Annotated in this window: 17 protein-coding genes; 12 read left to right on the top strand and 5 right to left on the bottom strand. The window is 65.0% G+C overall.

Annotated elements, in window-relative coordinates:
• Positions 1–54: 54 nt before the first annotated feature.
• Positions 55–840 carry a Spy/CpxP family protein refolding chaperone gene (locus tag QA642_RS24855; protein WP_283079192.1) on the bottom strand — a complete coding sequence of 262 codons (786 nt, stop codon included), beginning with the start codon at positions 838–840 and terminating at the stop codon, positions 55–57.
• A 473-nt stretch (positions 841–1,313) separates the two neighbouring features.
• Between QA642_RS24855 and QA642_RS24850 the strand changes: the two genes are divergently transcribed.
• The 6 genes from QA642_RS24850 to QA642_RS24825 all read left to right on the top strand — a co-directional run bounded on the left by QA642_RS24850 (position 1,314) and on the right by QA642_RS24825 (position 7,444).
• Complete coding sequence (locus QA642_RS24850) at positions 1,314–2,654, top strand: extracellular solute-binding protein (RefSeq protein WP_283079191.1); 1,341 nt, start codon at positions 1,314–1,316, stop codon at positions 2,652–2,654.
• Between the two features lie 138 nt (positions 2,655–2,792).
• Positions 2,793–3,728 (top strand): sugar ABC transporter permease, encoded by a 936-nt coding sequence (locus QA642_RS24845; protein WP_283079190.1) that lies wholly within the window; start codon positions 2,793–2,795, stop codon positions 3,726–3,728.
• Positions 3,728–4,639 carry a carbohydrate ABC transporter permease gene (locus QA642_RS24840; protein ID WP_283079189.1) on the top strand — a complete coding sequence of 304 codons (912 nt, stop codon included), beginning with the start codon at positions 3,728–3,730 and terminating at the stop codon, positions 4,637–4,639. Before QA642_RS24845 ends, QA642_RS24840 begins: the two co-directional genes overlap by 1 nt.
• 20 nt (positions 4,640–4,659) lie before the next feature.
• Entirely contained in the window at positions 4,660–5,760 is a 1,101-nt protein-coding gene (gene ugpC, locus QA642_RS24835; protein WP_283079188.1) for a sn-glycerol-3-phosphate ABC transporter ATP-binding protein UgpC, read from the top strand.
• A 34-nt stretch (positions 5,761–5,794) separates the two neighbouring features.
• On the top strand, positions 5,795–6,784 hold the full coding sequence (locus QA642_RS24830) for a hydroxyacid dehydrogenase (RefSeq protein ID WP_283079187.1): 990 nt from the start codon (positions 5,795–5,797) through the stop codon (positions 6,782–6,784).
• Positions 6,785–6,952: 168 nt separating this feature from the next.
• The gene (locus QA642_RS24825) at positions 6,953–7,444 is read left to right on the top strand and encodes a hypothetical protein (protein WP_283079186.1); all 492 of its coding nucleotides are present in this window, start codon (positions 6,953–6,955) and stop codon (positions 7,442–7,444) included.
• A gap of 191 nt (positions 7,445–7,635) precedes the next feature.
• On the opposite strand, the gene QA642_RS24820 is transcribed toward QA642_RS24825, so the two are convergent.
• Entirely contained in the window at positions 7,636–8,133 is a 498-nt protein-coding gene (locus tag QA642_RS24820) for a DUF1993 domain-containing protein (RefSeq protein ID WP_283086967.1), read from the bottom strand.
• A gap of 114 nt (positions 8,134–8,247) precedes the next feature.
• Between QA642_RS24820 and QA642_RS24815 the strand changes: the two genes are divergently transcribed.
• The 3 genes from QA642_RS24815 to QA642_RS24805 all read left to right on the top strand — a co-directional run bounded on the left by QA642_RS24815 (position 8,248) and on the right by QA642_RS24805 (position 10,664).
• Positions 8,248–9,030, top strand: a complete 783-nt coding sequence (locus QA642_RS24815; RefSeq protein WP_283079185.1) for a transporter substrate-binding domain-containing protein — start codon at positions 8,248–8,250, stop codon at positions 9,028–9,030.
• A 228-nt stretch (positions 9,031–9,258) separates the two neighbouring features.
• The gene (locus tag QA642_RS24810) at positions 9,259–10,131 is read left to right on the top strand and encodes a DUF2147 domain-containing protein (RefSeq protein WP_283079184.1); all 873 of its coding nucleotides are present in this window, start codon (positions 9,259–9,261) and stop codon (positions 10,129–10,131) included.
• 176 nt (positions 10,132–10,307) lie between these two features.
• Positions 10,308–10,664, top strand: a complete 357-nt coding sequence (locus QA642_RS24805; RefSeq protein WP_283079183.1) for a hypothetical protein — start codon at positions 10,308–10,310, stop codon at positions 10,662–10,664.
• A 74-nt stretch (positions 10,665–10,738) separates the two neighbouring features.
• Here the strand turns inward: QA642_RS24805 and QA642_RS24800 are convergent, their stop codons facing one another.
• Complete coding sequence (locus QA642_RS24800; RefSeq protein ID WP_283079182.1) at positions 10,739–11,143, bottom strand: cupin domain-containing protein; 405 nt, start codon at positions 11,141–11,143, stop codon at positions 10,739–10,741.
• Positions 11,144–11,161: 18 nt separating this feature from the next.
• Positions 11,162–11,860, bottom strand: coding sequence for a ribonuclease activity regulator RraA (locus tag QA642_RS24795; RefSeq protein WP_128951761.1), 699 nt, complete (start codon positions 11,858–11,860; stop codon positions 11,162–11,164).
• A gap of 256 nt (positions 11,861–12,116) precedes the next feature.
• Here QA642_RS24795 and pxpB point away from each other — a divergent pair, with 256 nt between their 5' ends.
• The 3 genes from pxpB to QA642_RS24780 are packed head-to-tail and all read left to right on the top strand — an operon-like array spanning position 12,117 to position 14,680.
• On the top strand, positions 12,117–12,848 hold the full coding sequence (gene pxpB / locus QA642_RS24790; RefSeq protein ID WP_283079181.1) for a 5-oxoprolinase subunit PxpB: 732 nt from the start codon (positions 12,117–12,119) through the stop codon (positions 12,846–12,848).
• Positions 12,845–13,882, top strand: coding sequence for a biotin-dependent carboxyltransferase family protein (locus tag QA642_RS24785; protein ID WP_283079180.1), 1,038 nt, complete (start codon positions 12,845–12,847; stop codon positions 13,880–13,882). The genes pxpB and QA642_RS24785 overlap by 4 nt, the downstream gene beginning before the upstream one ends.
• A 27-nt stretch (positions 13,883–13,909) precedes the next feature.
• Positions 13,910–14,680 (top strand): 5-oxoprolinase subunit PxpA, encoded by a 771-nt coding sequence (locus tag QA642_RS24780; RefSeq protein ID WP_283079179.1) that lies wholly within the window; start codon positions 13,910–13,912, stop codon positions 14,678–14,680.
• Positions 14,681–14,790: 110 nt separating this feature from the next.
• On the opposite strand, the gene QA642_RS24775 is transcribed toward QA642_RS24780, so the two are convergent.
• Positions 14,791–14,943, bottom strand: a complete 153-nt coding sequence (locus QA642_RS24775) for a hypothetical protein (protein ID WP_283079178.1) — start codon at positions 14,941–14,943, stop codon at positions 14,791–14,793.
• Positions 14,944–15,140 lie beyond the last annotated feature (197 nt).

The raw sequence follows: 15,140 nt of genomic DNA, 5'->3' as shown, positions 1-15,140 counted from the left end.
CGAATTCGTGGCGGGCGCCGTTAATTCAGGCGCGCCCGATCCGATTCAACTTGATCAATCCAGTCCGCGCTCGTGGCTGAGGCGCACCATCTCCTGGATGAAGACCTGCTTCTGCTTGTCATCGAGGCTCGAATAGAGCGGCTCGGCGGCGTCGGCGACGTTGCGCTGGTCAGCGGCGCGGTCGATCAGGAATTGGGCCTCGTTGCGCATCTGCTCGATGATGTCGTCAGGCGGATCCCGCTTGGCCCGCGCAACCCGCAGGTTGAGCCGCTCCGCACCATTATGCCCGAGGTAGTGCATGGCGCTGGAGAAGCCGTACCAGTGCTTCTCCTGGTCGGGCGTGAGGTTCAGCTCGGTCTTGATCCGCTCGATATAGGAATCGCTGTTGGAGACGATCTGATCGGCGGTCAGCTGCGGCGCCCCAGTCTGCGTGAGAACCGTGACATCCTTGTCCTTGGCGTCCTGCGGCGCATTCCTGGCTTCCTTGGTCGCCTTGGCGCCCTTGCCCGCCTTGGCGCTCTTGGCGTCCTTGGCCGCGCCCTGCTGCTTGGCGTCCTTGCTGGCATCCTTGTTGGCATCCTTGGCGGCCGGCGCCTGATTGCCGTTGTTGCCGACGCCGAGCACGCCGGTGAAGACGCCGACCACGCCGCCGATCGCGCCGCCGAGCACGCCACCGACCGGACCCGCGGCCTTGTTCCCGGCCGCCGCGCCGTCCTGAACGCCCTTGACCAAACCTTGAGCATTCGCCACCGCGGCGGCGCCGAGCAGCAGCGCGAGCACGGACCCCAGCGCGAACCATCGCCGCAAGTGAAGCCGCGCGGGCAGCGCCGGGTTGATCATTCTCGTCTCCATCGTCGATCTCTCGGGGTGGGAGCCACCCGCCGGTTGCAACTCTATCGTTTCCACCGCTTCGAGGTCCAGACGCAGCCGATCGCTGTCCACGCCCGAAAAGTCTTTCGCGCGAAGCGGTTACGCAGGCTTATCGGAAACTGCGGCGTAATTGCGCACGGAACGTTCCAGACGGGCTCGTGCGATGTGTGCGTCGCAATAGGAGCGACCGCGGTTCAAGTCCGGCGCACCAGGGCGCTAAGCATTGCGGCGCGTTCGGACGCAACGTTAGTTCTAGGCGCGAGCCGTTCGGTTTTCTCGACAGACGCGATCAATCATGATCTGATCGCGCTACCAATTTGCCGTCGAGGCTGACGGCATCAATAAGAAACGTCGAACGACAAACTCCCAAAAGAATTCAAGAAGAGCTCGGAAGAGTTCAGAGGAAACACCAGAACAATAAAACACCCAAGCGAGGAAACGAGATGTCACGCAAGAAACTGACGCGACGTCAATTTGTGGCTGCCACTGCAATGTCCTCCGCGGCGCTGATCACGGCGCCCTATGTCCGGGGCGCCTACGCCGCCGGCAAACTCTCGATCGGCTTCTGGGACCATTGGGTACCGGGTGCCAACAAGACCTCCACCGACCTCGTCAACGAGTGGGCGGCCAAGGAGAAGGTCGAGGTCTCCATCGACTACATCACCAGCAACAACAAGAAGCTGGAATTGACCGTCGCCGCCGAAGCCCAGGCCAAGTCCGGTCACGACGTCCTGCAGATGCCGACCTGGTGGCCTCACGCCTATGCGGAGAATCTCGAGCCGGTCAACGACGTCATGGAGCCGATCCTCAAGCAGAACGGCGAAGTCAACGGCACCGTCAAATATCTCGGTCAGGCCGGCGGCAAATGGCTTGCGGTGCCCTCGACGATCGGCAGCCAGATTAAGGGCCCCTGCTCCCGCATCGATCTGATGAAGAAGCATGCCGGCATCGACGTGCAGGAGATGTATCCGGCCGGCAGCCCGCCGAAGGCCGACAACTGGACCATGGAGACGTTCCTGAAGGCGGCCGAGGCCTGCCAGAAGGCTGGCTTTGCGTTCGGCATCGGCCTCGGCGAGACCACCGACAGCGTCGACACCGCCGGCGCGATCTTCCAGTCGTTCGGTGCCGAGCTCGTCAACGCCAAGGGCGACATCACGGTGAAGACTGATCAGGTTCGCCAGGCCATGGAGTTCTACAAGAAGCTGATCGCGGTGCTGCCACCGGACGCGCCGTCCTGGGACGACGCCTCGAACAACAAATGGCTGATCTCCGGCCGCGGCGCGATGATCCTCAATCCGCCGAGCGCCTGGGCGGTTGCCAAGCGCGATGCGCCCCAGGTTGCCGAGCAATGCTGGACGCACGGCTTCCCCGCAGGGCCCAAGGGCCGGTTCGCACCGTACCTGCCTTACTTCTGGGGTATCTGGAGCTTCGGCAAGAACAAGGAGGCCGGCAAGAGCCTGCTCGCCTATTTGTCCCAGCCGTCCTCGATCGAAAAGTTCGTCGCAGCGAGCGGTGGCTACGACCTGCCCGCCTACGCGAACATGACGACGCTGAAGACCTGGGCCGAGGAAGGCCCGCCCAAGGGAACGCTCTATCACTATCCCAATCCGCACAACCACCAGACGCTGTCGATCGCAGCGTCGCCGGCGCCGCCCAAGATCGCGCAGCAGATCTACTTCCAGGCGACGCTGACCAAGATGGCGCTGCGTTATGCGCGAGGCGAGACGATGGATCAGGCGCTCGCCTGGGCCGAAGGTGAATGCGAAGGCTTCATGCGGAGTTAGACCTGGGACTGCGCCGAGGCGATTCACGCCACACGCGTGTATCGCCTCGGCATCCCCATCCGCACGACCGTGGAGCCGACCAGTATGGCCGGCTTCGCGGCTGGACAGTTTACGAAAAGCTGACCCAAGGACTCTGACATGGCCGATGTCGTCGTTGAGCAAGGTCGCGTCGCACGTGCGGGCGCGCGCAAGGGATCGGGCCTGCGCAACGCGCTGGGCCGAAAATCGACGGTCGCGTTCTTCCTGACGCTGCCGCTGATCCTCCTGATCGTGCTGCTCGTGCTCTATCCCGCCTTCTATTCGCTCTATCTGGCGACGCTGAACAAGGCGATGACGAAATTCGTCGGCCTTGGCAACTTCACCTTCCTGTTCAAGCGCGAGACGTTCTGGATGGTGGTGAAGCAGTCCTGCATCTTTGCGATCACCGCCGTGATCTTCAAGGCGCTGATCGGCTTCATCGTCGCGCATTTCGTCCATAACATTCCCGGCAAGAAGCAGCGCAAATGGCGCGGCATGCTGCTGGTGCCTTGGGTGATCCCGCCGGCGATGAGCACGCTCGCTTGGCTGTGGCTGTTCGACCCCTCCTACAGCGCCTTCAACTACACGCTCTCCTTCTTCGGTGTCGGGCCGATCCCCTGGCTCGGCGACACCTTCTGGGCGCGCTTCTCGGTCATCCTCGTCAACGTCTGGTACGGCGCGCCGTTCTTCCTGATCATGTATCTGGCGGCGCTGAAATCCGTGCCCGACCAGCTCTATGAAGCGGCGGCGATCGACGGCGCCAATTGGTGGCAGCGGATCTGGTACGTCACGCTGCCGATGATGCGCAACATCATCGCCATCACCACCCTGTTCTCGCTGATCGTCACCTTCGCCAATTTCGACATCGTGCGCATCCTGACCTCCGGCGGACCGCTCGATACGACGCATCTGTTCGCCACCTGGGCGTTCCAGGTCGGCATCCAGAGCAGCGACATTCCGCTCGGCGCCTGTGTCTCGCTGTTCATGGTGCCCATCCTCGCCGTCGCAGCGATCTTCATCCTGCGTGATGTCTCCAAACGGGGGAACGAAGCCTGATGAGCGCCCTCGCAATCGACAAGGCCGGACCTTCCCGCAAGGTCAAGTATGGCAGCATGAGCCGGGACCGCGCCTGGGCGCTGCGCTGGTCCTACTTCTTCCTCGTGCTGTTTGCGATCTTCTTCCTGACGCCGCCGGTCTACATGCTGATCACCTCGCTCAAGAGCAGCGCGGAGATCTCGGCGGCCACCAACCCGTGGTGGGTGTTTCACCCGACACTGTCCAACTATGCCGAGCTCCTGACCTCGAACCAGTTTTTGCGGTTCTTCTGGAATTCGTCGATCATCTCGATCACGGTCGTGATCGTCACGATGCTGCTCAGCATCCCCGCGGCGTTTGCGCTGGCGCGGATGAAGTTCTGGGGCTCGGCGACGCTCGCGACTGGCGTGTTCCTGACCTATCTCATCCCGGACAGCCTGTTGTTCATCCCGCTGTTCAAGATGCTCGCCGTGGTCCAGGACCTGACCGGCATCACCCTCCTCAACAGATGGTACGTGCTGGTATTCATCTATCCGACGCTGACGGTGCCGTTCTGCACCTGGATCATGATCGGCTATTTCGCCTCGATCCCGAAGGAGCTTGACGAGGCCGCGCTCATCGACGGCGCCTCCTGGCTGCAGACCCTGACGCGGATCTTCATCCCGGTCGCGCTGCCTGGGCTGATCGCGGCGACCATCTTCGCCTTCACGGTGTCCTGGGCGCAGTTCCTCTATCCGCTGGTGTTCACGACGTCAGTGGACCAGCTCGTGCTGCCGGTCGGCATCACCACGACGCTGATCAAGGGCGACGTGTTCAACTGGGGGCAGATCATGACCGGCGCGCTGCTTGGCGCGGCGCCGCCGCTGATCATCTACGCCTTCCTGATGGACTATTACATTGCCGGCCTGACCGCCGGCGCGACCAAGGGTTGAGAGCGAGAGGTTGAAGCGCAATGGCCGAGGTTTCCCTGCGTAAGGTGATCAAGCGTTACGACGACGTCGAAGCGGTGCGCGGCATCGACCTCGATATCGCCGACCACGAGTTCATCGTGCTGGTCGGCCCCTCCGGCTGCGGCAAGTCGACGACGCTGCGCATGATCGCGGGCCTCGAGGACATCAGCGACGGCGACATCATGATCGGCGGCGACGTCGTCAACGACGTGCCGCCCAAGGACCGCGACATCGCCATGGTGTTCCAGAACTACGCGCTCTACCCGCACATGACGGTCGCGGAGAACATGTCGTTCGGGCTGCGCCTGAAGCACTATCCCAAGGCCGAGATCAAGGCGCGGGTGACGGAGGCCGCGCGCCTGCTCGACATCACCGATCTGATCGACCGCAAGCCGAAACAGCTCTCCGGCGGCCAGCGCCAGCGCGTCGCGATGGGCCGCGCCATCGTGCGCAATCCGAAGGTGTTCCTGTTCGACGAGCCGCTGTCCAATCTCGATGCGAAACTCCGCGTGCAGATGCGGATCGAGATCAAGAAGGTGCACCAGAAGGTGCGCACCACGACGGTCTACGTCACCCACGACCAGGTCGAGGCGATGACGCTGGCGGACCGCGTCGTGGTCATGAACAAGGGCCGCATCGAGCAGATCGGCACGCCGAACGAGCTCTACCACAAGCCCGCCACGCGCTTCGTCGCGGGCTTCATCGGCTCGCCCGCGATGAACTTCATTCCGTGCCGGCTCGAGGATTCCGGCGGCACGCTCCAGATCCGCCTGACCGACCGCGTCGCCTTCGCGCTGCCGCCGGCCCGCGCCGCGCGCTACAACGCGCTGCCCCGCACCGACAAGCTGCTGCTCGGCCTCCGGCCCGAGCATCTCACCGAGGCGCATGCGCATCTCGGGCCGGGCATCGAGACCTTCGACACGGTGCTCGACGTCACCGAGCCGATGGGCATGGAGACTCTGGTCTATTTCGGGCTCGACGGCACGCCCGTCTGCGGCCGTGTCGATCCCAATGCCGGCGCTACGGACGGGGCTCCCATGCGTTTGGCGATGGACCTCAACAACATGCACCTGCTAAACGAGGAGACCGGCGTCGTGCTGTGACGCCGGCTCAAGAAACGCGAGCAGGCGGGGAGCAATGGCGACCAACAAGAAGAAGATTTTCGTTACACAAACTTTGTCGCAAGGGGCACGCGCCCTCCTCACCCAGCGGGACGATATCGAGCTCGTCGAGTTTGCCAACCTGATCTCGGCCAAGGATTTCGAGGCCCTGCTGAAGAGCCATGCGCCAGTCCATGGCGTGGCGCTCGGCGCCACCGCCTTCGGTGAGACCGAGCTCGAGGCGTCCAGGGACATGAAGGTGGTGACCCGCATCGGCGTCGGCTACGACGCCGTCGACGTGCCCGCCCTCTCCCGCCGCAAGGTGCCGCTGATGATCGCAGGCAGCGCGAACTCGCCCTCGGTCGCGGAAGCGGCGCTGTTCATGATGCTGACGCTGGCCAAGCGCGCCAATGAGATGCACGCCTGCGTCAAGGACGGCAAATGGGCCGACCGGCTCGGCATGCTGCCATTCGACCTCTACGGCAAGACCGTGCTGATCATCGGCTTCGGCCGCATCGGCAGCCGCACCGCCAAACGCTGCCTGGCGATGGAAATGAACGTGGAGGTCTACGATCCCTACAAGCCTGCCGCCGACATCAAGGCGGCCGGCTGCGAGCCGGTCACTGACCTCGACGCCGCGCTGCCGAGCGCCGATTTCGTCAGCATCCACTGCCCGAAGACGCCGGAGACCGTCGGCCTGTTCGATGCGGCGCGGATTGGCCGAATGAAGCCGAAATCCTACCTCATCAACACCGCCCGTGGCGGCATCGTGAAGGAAGCGGCGCTGTATGATGCGCTCGTCTCCGGCAAGATCGCCGGGGCCGGCATCGACGTGTTCGAGGTGGAGCCGCCGCCGGTCAGCAACGCGCTGTTCGCGCTGCCCAACGTCATCATGGCCCCGCATGTCGCCGGCGTCACGGTCGAGGCCGTGCAGCGCATGAGCGAGCAGACCGCGCGCAATATCCTGAGTGTGCTGGACGGCGACCCGATCCGGCAGAACGTCATCAATCAGGACGTGCTCGGCTGAAAAACCGAAAGGCGGGCGGGTGATCCGCCCGCCTTCGGAAGGCCAGAATGCGTCCCATTTTGGTGCAGATCGGGCCCCAACTCAGCCTTAATCGAACCCGCGTAATATATCCGGCCGCGGCGGCAGTGGGACAGACATGCCGGCCGCGTCGAGCTGGAGGATGGACCCTTGTCAGAGATCGACCCGACCGACCACGCGCTGGCGACCATCGCAAGCATCTTGGAGCACCCGGAGCCGGGCCTCGTCGTCCGCGAAATCGAGATCATCAGCGAGACCGAGGTCGTCGTCGGTGAGCAGCCGACCGCCGAAGAAGAACATGCTGAAGAACATCATGCGGTCGACGAGCATCCGGTGGTCGACGAGCAGCCGTTGGTGCCTGATCACACCGATGCCGACGGCTACAGCAAGGTCGGTCCCGGGCCGATGGTGGCGATCCGCCTGAAATGGACGGTGCATCGCGGCGACGACGGACAGTACTATGTCCACGAGACCATCGGCGAGCAGTCCGCGCCTGTGGTCAGCGGCCCGATGACCAGCGAAGCCGCCGTGCGCTTCGTCGACGAGCACGAGGACGAGGCACACCGCCGCTTCGAGCTGCTGCGCAGCGAGATCGCCGGCCGCAGCGCGCTCGCCGAGTTCGAGCGCAAGGGCGAATCCTAGAGCTCCGGCCGGAGGTCTCCATGCACCTCTCCCGAAGGGAGAGGTCGGAGCGCATCGAAGATGCGATCCGGGTGAGGGGTTAAGGTCTCACTGCGCGCTGTGGCCGCTCACCCGGATTGCACTGGACGATGCTCCGCATCGCCAGGCGCAATCCGACCTCTCCCCGCTGGGGAGAGGTAAGCACCAGGCTCCTACTTCCTTCCCAAAAAATCCTTCTTCACGAGCTCGACGCCGGCGTGCCGCAGCAGGTCGTAGGCGGTCGTGACGTGGAAGAAGAACTGCGGAATGCAGTTGACGAGCAGCAGCGTCCGCCCGGTAAAGGGCAGCTCGGTCCCGTTCTTCAGCCTCCAGACGACCTCTAGTTCCGCAGCCGCTTCGATCTCGGCATGCGGCAGGCTCTCGATGAATTCAAGCGACGTTGCGATCCGCGCCTGTAGGCCGGCCATGTCGTGCTCCAGCGCCGGCAGCGCGACCGGTTCGCGACCTGCCAGCAAGGCTGAGGTGACCGTGGCGTGGCGGCAGGCCTCGCCGACCTGCTGGGCCAGGTCGTACATGTTCGGCGCCATGCGCATGCTGAGCAGGACCGCCGGATTGAACTTGCGCGTCTCGGCATAGGCGACGCCCTTGTCGAGCAGGACGGACAGGTTGCGCAAATACGGCACGAAGAGGCCGACAGAGGCCTCGTACATCGAGATCGTCACGACAAGATTCCCTTCAATTCCGGCTCGCCAGCAACTGGCATCTGGTCTAAATCCACACGTCGAGGGCTGCACAATGACAGCTCGGGCATGGGTGGAAAAGAGATGATCGTTCGTATAGTGGCGGCTCTGGCCGTGGTCGTGCTGGCAAATCTTTCGGCGCACGCGCAGCAGGCGACGCCCTCGCGCCTCGACGAGATCGTCAAGCGCGGCACGTTGCGCGTCGGCATGACCGGCGACTACAAGCCGTTCACCTATCTCGACAAGGCCACGCAGCAGTTCTCCGGCTTCGACGTCGACATGGCCGAGGCGCTCGGCAAGGCACTCGGCGTCAAGGTCGAGTATGTCGCCACGGCCTGGCCGAAGCTGATGAAGGACTTCGAGGCCGACCAGTTCGACATCGCCATGGGCGGCGTCTCGGTCACGCTCGACCGCCAGAGGAAGGGCTTCTTCTCGACGCCGATCATGCGCGAGGGCAAGACGCCGATCACCCGCTGTGCCGACGTCGGCAAGTATCAAAGCATCGCCGACATCGACAAGAAGGGCACCCGCGTCATCGTCAATCCCGGCGGCACCAACGAGCGCTTCGCGCGTGCCAACATCAAGGACGCAGAGATCACGGTCTTCTCCGACAACACCGTGATCTTCGACGAGATCGCCAAGGGCAATGCCGATCTGATGATGACGGACGCCTCCGAGACGCGCTACCAGCAGAAGCAGCATTCGGGCGTGCTCTGCGCGGTGCATCCGGACAAGCCGTTCGACTTCTCCGAGAAGGCCTACTGGCTCCAGCGCGACATGGCGCTCAAAGCCTTTGTCGACCAGTGGCTGCACATCTCCATGGAAGACGGCAGCTACAAGAAGATCTACGCCGCCTGGTTCGACTAGAGCGTTTTCGAGCGTTTCGATCTTGGGTCCCGTTCCGATTCCGTCGGAACGGCGCTCCAGGCCGCGTCCTCCTGTCGCCGGCCTCTGCCAAACTTTGGACCGGCCCCAGGCCTATTGAACCCAGAACAGCGGGACGACGACTCATACCGAGACAGTGATGTAGATCACGTTTTGGAATGAAGCCCCGCGTAAGGGTCGGTGCGGGGACCACCTGTTCAGGAGATGGAAATGAGGAAGCTGTTGGCCACGGCCGCGTTCCTTTTGGCGAGCACCGCTGCCCAGGCGCAGTACACTTTCGAATATGGCGGGCGCACCATTCGCATCGATCCCGACCGCGGCACGGTGCAGATCCCCGGCGTGTACGACAACACCGGCCAGGGCAAGGCCAAGAAGGCGAAGAAGAACGAGACGCCCGCGGACAAACAGCCGCCGCAGCAGGCCAAGGTCGATCCGCAACCGCCAGCCGCGCCTGCCCCAGCCCCCGCTCCAGTCACAGCGCCGCCCGCAGAGCAAGCGCCGGCATCTGCGCCGGCCGCCGCAGCACCGCCGCCGGCGCCGCCCCCACCTGCTCCGCCTCCGGCAGCGACCGCCAGCACCGCTCCGGCCGAGACGGCCGTGCTGCCGCCGCCCGCACCGCCTCCGGCCCCCGCGCCGGTCGAGCAGCAGGCCGCTCCGGCCGCGGCTCCGACCGTGGCCGCTGCACCTCCGGCGCCGCCTCCGTCCCCCGCGCCTGCGCCCGCCCCCACTCAGTCCGCCGCCGTTGCCCCGCCGGCTCCCGCAGCAGCGCACGCGCGCGATCTCAATTCGCCGCTCGGCGTCTGGCTCACCGAGGAGAAGGAAGGCAAGGTCCGCATCGAGCAATGCGGCAACAATCTCTGCGGCTATTCGGTCGATTCAAAATCGAACCAGAACGGCGAGCAGGTCCTGATCAACATGAAGCCCGGCAAGGACCAGAAATGGTCCGGGCGCATCCTCGACCCGAACTCCGGCTCGACCTACGATTCAACGATCGCGATGAAGGGCACCGACCGGCTACGCGTGCAGGGCTGCGCCTTCGGTGGCATGTTCTGCGGCGGCCAGACCTGGACGCGGGTGAACTGAACTCGAGCGACGCGCTCTGACGAAGACAAGGGGCCCGCAAGGGCCCCTTTGCTTTTGGCCTGCATCATTGCGACGTGCGCCACCTCACGCAGCGTCTTGCGCGCGTGACAGCCCTCACATCACGGGTTCAGCACCGGTGACACGATCCCCGCATGGTCAACCCCAAGGGGCGTGTCATGAACGGATTTCGCAGAGGTCTCTTCGTCAACATCATCGCCATCGCCTTCCCGCTCGCGCAGGCTGATGCTGCGGGCTCCACCTTCGACGGCACGTGGAATGTCCGCATCTCGTCCTCGAGCGAGACCTGCGGCAATGGCGCGACGGTCGCGATCGGCATCAGCAACGGCCAGATCGCCTCGAGCAGCGCAGCCGTGACGGCTTCGGGCCGCGTGGCCGAAGCCGGCAACATCAACGTCACCTTGAGCACCGGCATCAAGCGCGCGGTCGGCTTCGGCCGCCTCAGCGGCACCTCCGGCTCCGGCACCTGGCGCGGCGCCATGTGCACGGGCACGTGGACGGCGGAGCGGATGTAGATCGTGTGTCCCGGACGCGGTGCGGCGCATAACGCTGCACCGCTGAACCGGGACACAGAAATCTTGAAAGAGGGCTAGCCCAGCGGTGCGCCGTATTCCGCGTCCGTCACCGGCTCCAGCCAGGTCGAGTAGACGCCGTCGAGCGCTTCCTGCATGGCGATGTGGCACATGCTGTTGTTTGGCGAGGCGCCGTGCCAGTGCACTTCACCCGGCGGAATCCAGACGGTGTCACCCGGACGGATCTCTTGGACCGGGCCGCCCTTGGTCTGGACGCGGCCGACGCCCGAAATCACATACAGCGTCTGCCCGAGCGGATGGTGGTGCCAGTTGGTGCGGGCGCCCGGCTCGAACGAGACGCGCGAGACGTTCAGCCGCGCCGGTGCGGGCGCCATGTTGATGGGGTCCTGCAGCACGGTGCCGGTGAAGTGTTCCTTGGGCGCGCGGCGGGTCGGCCGCGTGCCTGCGAGCGTGATGTCCATGGGATACCTCGTTTCCTGTTACTTCTTGCTGGCGGCGTAGCGCGCCTTGGTTTCGGCGTTCATGGGATAGAGGCCCGGCAGCACCGCGCCGTTGTTCACCTCGTTGACGATCCAGGCTTCCATCCGCTCCTGCTCGACGCCCTCGGCGAGCACGTGGTCGAGCATCGCCTGCGGGATCAGCACGCAGCCGTCCTGATCGGCGACCACGATGTCGTTCGGGAACACGGCGACGCCGCCGCAGCCGATCGGCTCGCCCCAGCCGACGAAGGTCAGGCCCGCGACCGACGGCGGCGCGGCATAGCCGTCGCACCAGACCGGCAAATTGGTACCGAGCACGCCCTCGACGTCACGCACCACGCCGTCGGTGACCAGCGCGGTCACGCCGCGCTTCATCATGCGGGCGCAGAGGATGTCGCCGAAAATGCCGGCATCGGTGATGCCCATGGCGTCGACCACGGCGATGCAGCCCTCGGGCATCGCCTCGATCGCGGTGCGGGTCGAGATCGGCGAGGACCAGGATTCCGGCGTCGCCAGATCCTCGCGCGCCGGCACGAAGCGCAGCGTGAAAGCCGGGCCCACCAGGCGCGGCAGGCCCGGACGCAGCGGACGCGCGCCGCGCATCCACACATTGCGCAGGCCCTTCTTCAGCAGGACCGTGGTGATGGTGGCAGTGGTGATGCCGGCGAGGGTCTTGCGGGCTTCGGGGGACAGCGACATGGACGAGAACGAGCTCCGAGTGCGGGAAAGAACGCGCGCATCTTGCGAGGTGCGCGCTTTCCGTCAAGGGCCAAAAGACCCACAAGAATGCAGGGCGGCAGGGCCGTTATGCGATGCGATAACAAGACGTTATCGCCTCCCCTTGTATTAATTTATTGGACTTGCGGGCGCATTTACGCGAAGCAAGGAGACGCGGAACTCAAGGGCGAGCCCGCGTTCTCTCAGAAGCCCGATTTCGACAGCTCTTCGACAGCTCATGGCCGCGACGCTTCCCCCGCCCCGCCTTCTGCCCAGTGGCGACAGCGCCGTCACGGTCGAGTTCAGCCGCACCATCGACGACGACGCCAACCAGCGCGTGCTGGCGCTCGACAAGGCGCTCGCCGCAAGCCCCATCGACGGCATCACCGAGACCGTGCCGACCTATCGCTCGCTGCTGGTGCACTACGATCCCGGCAAGATCGGCTTCGAGGCGCTCGGCGAAAAGATCCTGCCGATCGCCACCCGGCCGCTGCCGCCCGTCACCAAGGCCCGGCGCTGGCGCATTCCGGTCGCCTATGGCGGCGAGCATGGCATCGACCTCGAGGATGTCGCGAAAGCGCTGAACACGACGCCCGACGACATCGTCGCCCGGCATGCCGGCGGCGACTACAAGGTTGCGATGATCGGCTTCACGCCGGGCTGGTCCTATCTCAGCGGCCTCGACAAATCCCTGCACATGTCGCGGCGGCAGTCGCCGCGGGTGCTGACTCCGGCCGGCACCATCTCGATCGGCGGCATCCAGGCCGGCATCCAGTGCCTGGCCGCGCCCAGCGGCTGGCACCTGCTCGGCCGCACGCCTGTGCGAACCTATCAGCTCCACCGCAATCCGACCTTCCTCACCGAACCCGGTGATCGCGTGACGTTTTTCGCCATCGACCACAAGACGTTCGAGGAGCTGGACCGCGCCGCCGAGGCCGGCGAGATCGTCGCCGAGCGGGTCGACGCATGAGCCGGCTCATCGTCGCCAGCATCGGTCCCGCAAGCTCCGTCCAGGACGGCGGCCGCCACGGCGCTCAGCGCTACGGCCTGACGGTCAGCGGCGCCATGGACCGCCTGTCGCTGGCCGCGGCGAACACGCTGGTCGGCAATGATCCGTTTGCAGCCGCCGTCGAGATCGGCCCGTTCGGTGCCACGTTCACCGCCAGGGACGGCGCGGTGCGCCTCGCCATATCAGGCGCGCCGCGCAACGCAGATATCGCCGGGAAGCCGGTGGCGATGGACACCTCGGTGACGCTCAAGGACGGCGAGACGCTGACGCTCGGCTTTGCCCGCGGCGGCGCGTTCACATATCTCGCGATCGAAGGCGCGATCAAAGGCGAGCAGGTGTTCGGCAGTCTCGCCGTGAATGCGCGCGCCGGGCTCGGCAGCCCCTACCCGCGCCCGCTCCAGGACGGCGACGAGTTCACGGTCGATGCCGCGAGCGGCGCGCCCGAATTGCGCATCGAACTGCCGAAGCCCGTGAGCGGCCCGATCCGCGTTCTGCTCGGCCCGCAGGACGACGAGTTCGACGATGCCAACAAGGCGCTGTTCCTGGGGAGCGAGTGGAAGATCTCGGCGACCTCCGACCGCATGGGCTACCGGCTCGAAGGCCCCGCCATAAAACATCTGCACGGCCACAACATCGTCTCCGACGGCACCGTCAACGGCAGCATCCAGGTGCCCGGCAACGGCGCGCCGATCGCGCTGATGATGGACCGCGGCACCTCCGGCGGCTATCCGAAGATCGCAACCGTGATCACGGCCGATGTCGGCCGCCTCGCGCAGACCTCCGCTGGAACCGCGTTCCGCTTCCTTGAGGTCACCATGGCGGAGGCGCAGGACGAAGCGCGCAAGTTCGCGCTGCTGATCAAAAACCTTCCGGATCGGCTGCGCTCCTCCGACACCGTCGCGCTCAACATCGAGGCGCTCAGCGATGCTAATGTCGCGGGCTATGCGGTGAGCGCCATGGATGCCGGGACCTGGCAGGTCACGGCCGAGCCATAAACGACAAGAAGACCAGAGGAGCACCCCATGAAGACGATCGATCTCAATTGCGACCTCGGCGAAGGTTTTGGCGCGTGGGAGATGGGCAACGACGCCGCGATGATCGAGCTCGCAAGCTCGGTCAACGTCGCCTGCGGCTTCCATGCCGGCGACCCCGACATCATGCGGCGAACGGTTGAATTGGCGAAGGCCCGCGGCGTCTCGGTGGGCGCGCATCCCGGCTATCGCGATCTTCACGGCTTCGGCCGACATCCGATCGCCGGCCTGAAGGCCTCCGAGATCGAGAACCTCGTCGCCTATCAGATCGGCGCATTGCAGGCGATCGCGACCGCGGCCGGCCACAAGGTGACGCATGTGAAGGCGCACGGCGCGCTCTCCAACGTCGCCTGTGAGGACGACATGACGGCCAAGGCGATCGCCGCCGGCATCAGGGCGGTCGATCCGAACCTCATCTTCGTCGTGCTCGCCAATTCGAAGCTGGTGAACGCCGGCGAGGACGCCAATTTGCCGCTGGTGCACGAGGTGTTCGCCGACCGCGCCTATGAGGACGACGGCAACCTCGTCTCGCGCAAGAAGCCCGGCGCGGTGCTGCACGATGCGAAAGTGATCGCCGACCGCGTGGTGCGCATGGTGCAGGACGGCGCGGTGGTGTCGGTGACGGGCAAGGTCATCAAGATGCGGACGGACACGGTCTGCATCCACGGCGATACGCCCGGTGCCGTCGACATCGCACGGGGCTTGCGTCAGGCGTTGAAGGAAGCAGGGATCGAGGTCGCGCCGTTCAAGCGCGGGACGTGAGGCACATCAGGTGCCGTAGGGTGGGCAAAGCGGAGCGTGCCCACGATATCGATTTTGTATGAGAGATGGTGGGCACGGCGCTGCGCGCCTTTGCCCACCCTACGAGATCGTCAGAACGGATGCACCGACAGCGTGCCGAACACGATGGCCGCGATGACGGCAAACGCACTGTAGAGCGCGACATGGTGCATGCTCGCCCCGCTCCGACGCGAGAGCGAGCGCGCGTAGAGGTGCAGCCTGGCTTCAGCCGATAGTTCGCGCATGGTCGATCTCCAACGCCCCATTTGCGGGAGTATGAAGGATCAACCCTGGCGGGTGGCAAGACGGCGGCGGAAATAGCGATGCGCCTTCTCTGAAAGCCCCGCACCGCAGGCGCAAATTCTCTTCACCTGCCGGTTCCGAGAATCTTATTCGTTAAGATCCAAGCTAGATGGAACCGGCCGGATGACGCTGGGATGAC

Source organism: Bradyrhizobium sp. CB2312, assembly GCF_029714425.1.
GTDB lineage: Bacteria > Pseudomonadota > Alphaproteobacteria > Rhizobiales > Xanthobacteraceae > Bradyrhizobium.
Note: the sequence above shows the minus strand (reverse complement) of the source record. Positions and strands in the feature narration are given on the sequence as shown.

What these genes read in the sequence shown, in the direction of transcription:
- pxpB (WP_283079181.1), top strand. Translation starts at nt 12,117, where the DNA reads ATGGCCGCGACGCTTCCCCCGCCCCGCCTTCTGCCCAGTGGCGACAGC.
- QA642_RS24785 (WP_283079180.1), top strand. Translation starts at nt 12,845, where the DNA reads ATGAGCCGGCTCATCGTCGCCAGCATCGGTCCCGCAAGCTCCGTCCAG.
- QA642_RS24780 (WP_283079179.1), top strand. Translation starts at nt 13,910, where the DNA reads ATGAAGACGATCGATCTCAATTGCGACCTCGGCGAAGGTTTTGGCGCG.
- QA642_RS24805 (WP_283079183.1), top strand. Translation starts at nt 10,308, where the DNA reads ATGAACGGATTTCGCAGAGGTCTCTTCGTCAACATCATCGCCATCGCC.
- QA642_RS24855 (WP_283079192.1), bottom strand. Translation starts at nt 840, where the DNA reads ATGATCAACCCGGCGCTGCCCGCGCGGCTTCACTTGCGGCGATGGTTC.
- QA642_RS24850 (WP_283079191.1), top strand. Translation starts at nt 1,314, where the DNA reads ATGTCACGCAAGAAACTGACGCGACGTCAATTTGTGGCTGCCACTGCA.
- QA642_RS24810 (WP_283079184.1), top strand. Translation starts at nt 9,259, where the DNA reads ATGAGGAAGCTGTTGGCCACGGCCGCGTTCCTTTTGGCGAGCACCGCT.
- QA642_RS24840 (WP_283079189.1), top strand. Translation starts at nt 3,728, where the DNA reads ATGAGCGCCCTCGCAATCGACAAGGCCGGACCTTCCCGCAAGGTCAAG.
- QA642_RS24820 (WP_283086967.1), bottom strand. Translation starts at nt 8,133, where the DNA reads ATGTACGAGGCCTCTGTCGGCCTCTTCGTGCCGTATTTGCGCAACCTG.
- QA642_RS24795 (WP_128951761.1), bottom strand. Translation starts at nt 11,860, where the DNA reads ATGTCGCTGTCCCCCGAAGCCCGCAAGACCCTCGCCGGCATCACCACT.
- QA642_RS24800 (WP_283079182.1), bottom strand. Translation starts at nt 11,143, where the DNA reads ATGGACATCACGCTCGCAGGCACGCGGCCGACCCGCCGCGCGCCCAAG.
- QA642_RS24775 (WP_283079178.1), bottom strand. Translation starts at nt 14,943, where the DNA reads ATGCGCGAACTATCGGCTGAAGCCAGGCTGCACCTCTACGCGCGCTCG.
- ugpC (WP_283079188.1), top strand. Translation starts at nt 4,660, where the DNA reads ATGGCCGAGGTTTCCCTGCGTAAGGTGATCAAGCGTTACGACGACGTC.
- QA642_RS24830 (WP_283079187.1), top strand. Translation starts at nt 5,795, where the DNA reads ATGGCGACCAACAAGAAGAAGATTTTCGTTACACAAACTTTGTCGCAA.
- QA642_RS24845 (WP_283079190.1), top strand. Translation starts at nt 2,793, where the DNA reads ATGGCCGATGTCGTCGTTGAGCAAGGTCGCGTCGCACGTGCGGGCGCG.
- QA642_RS24815 (WP_283079185.1), top strand. Translation starts at nt 8,248, where the DNA reads ATGATCGTTCGTATAGTGGCGGCTCTGGCCGTGGTCGTGCTGGCAAAT.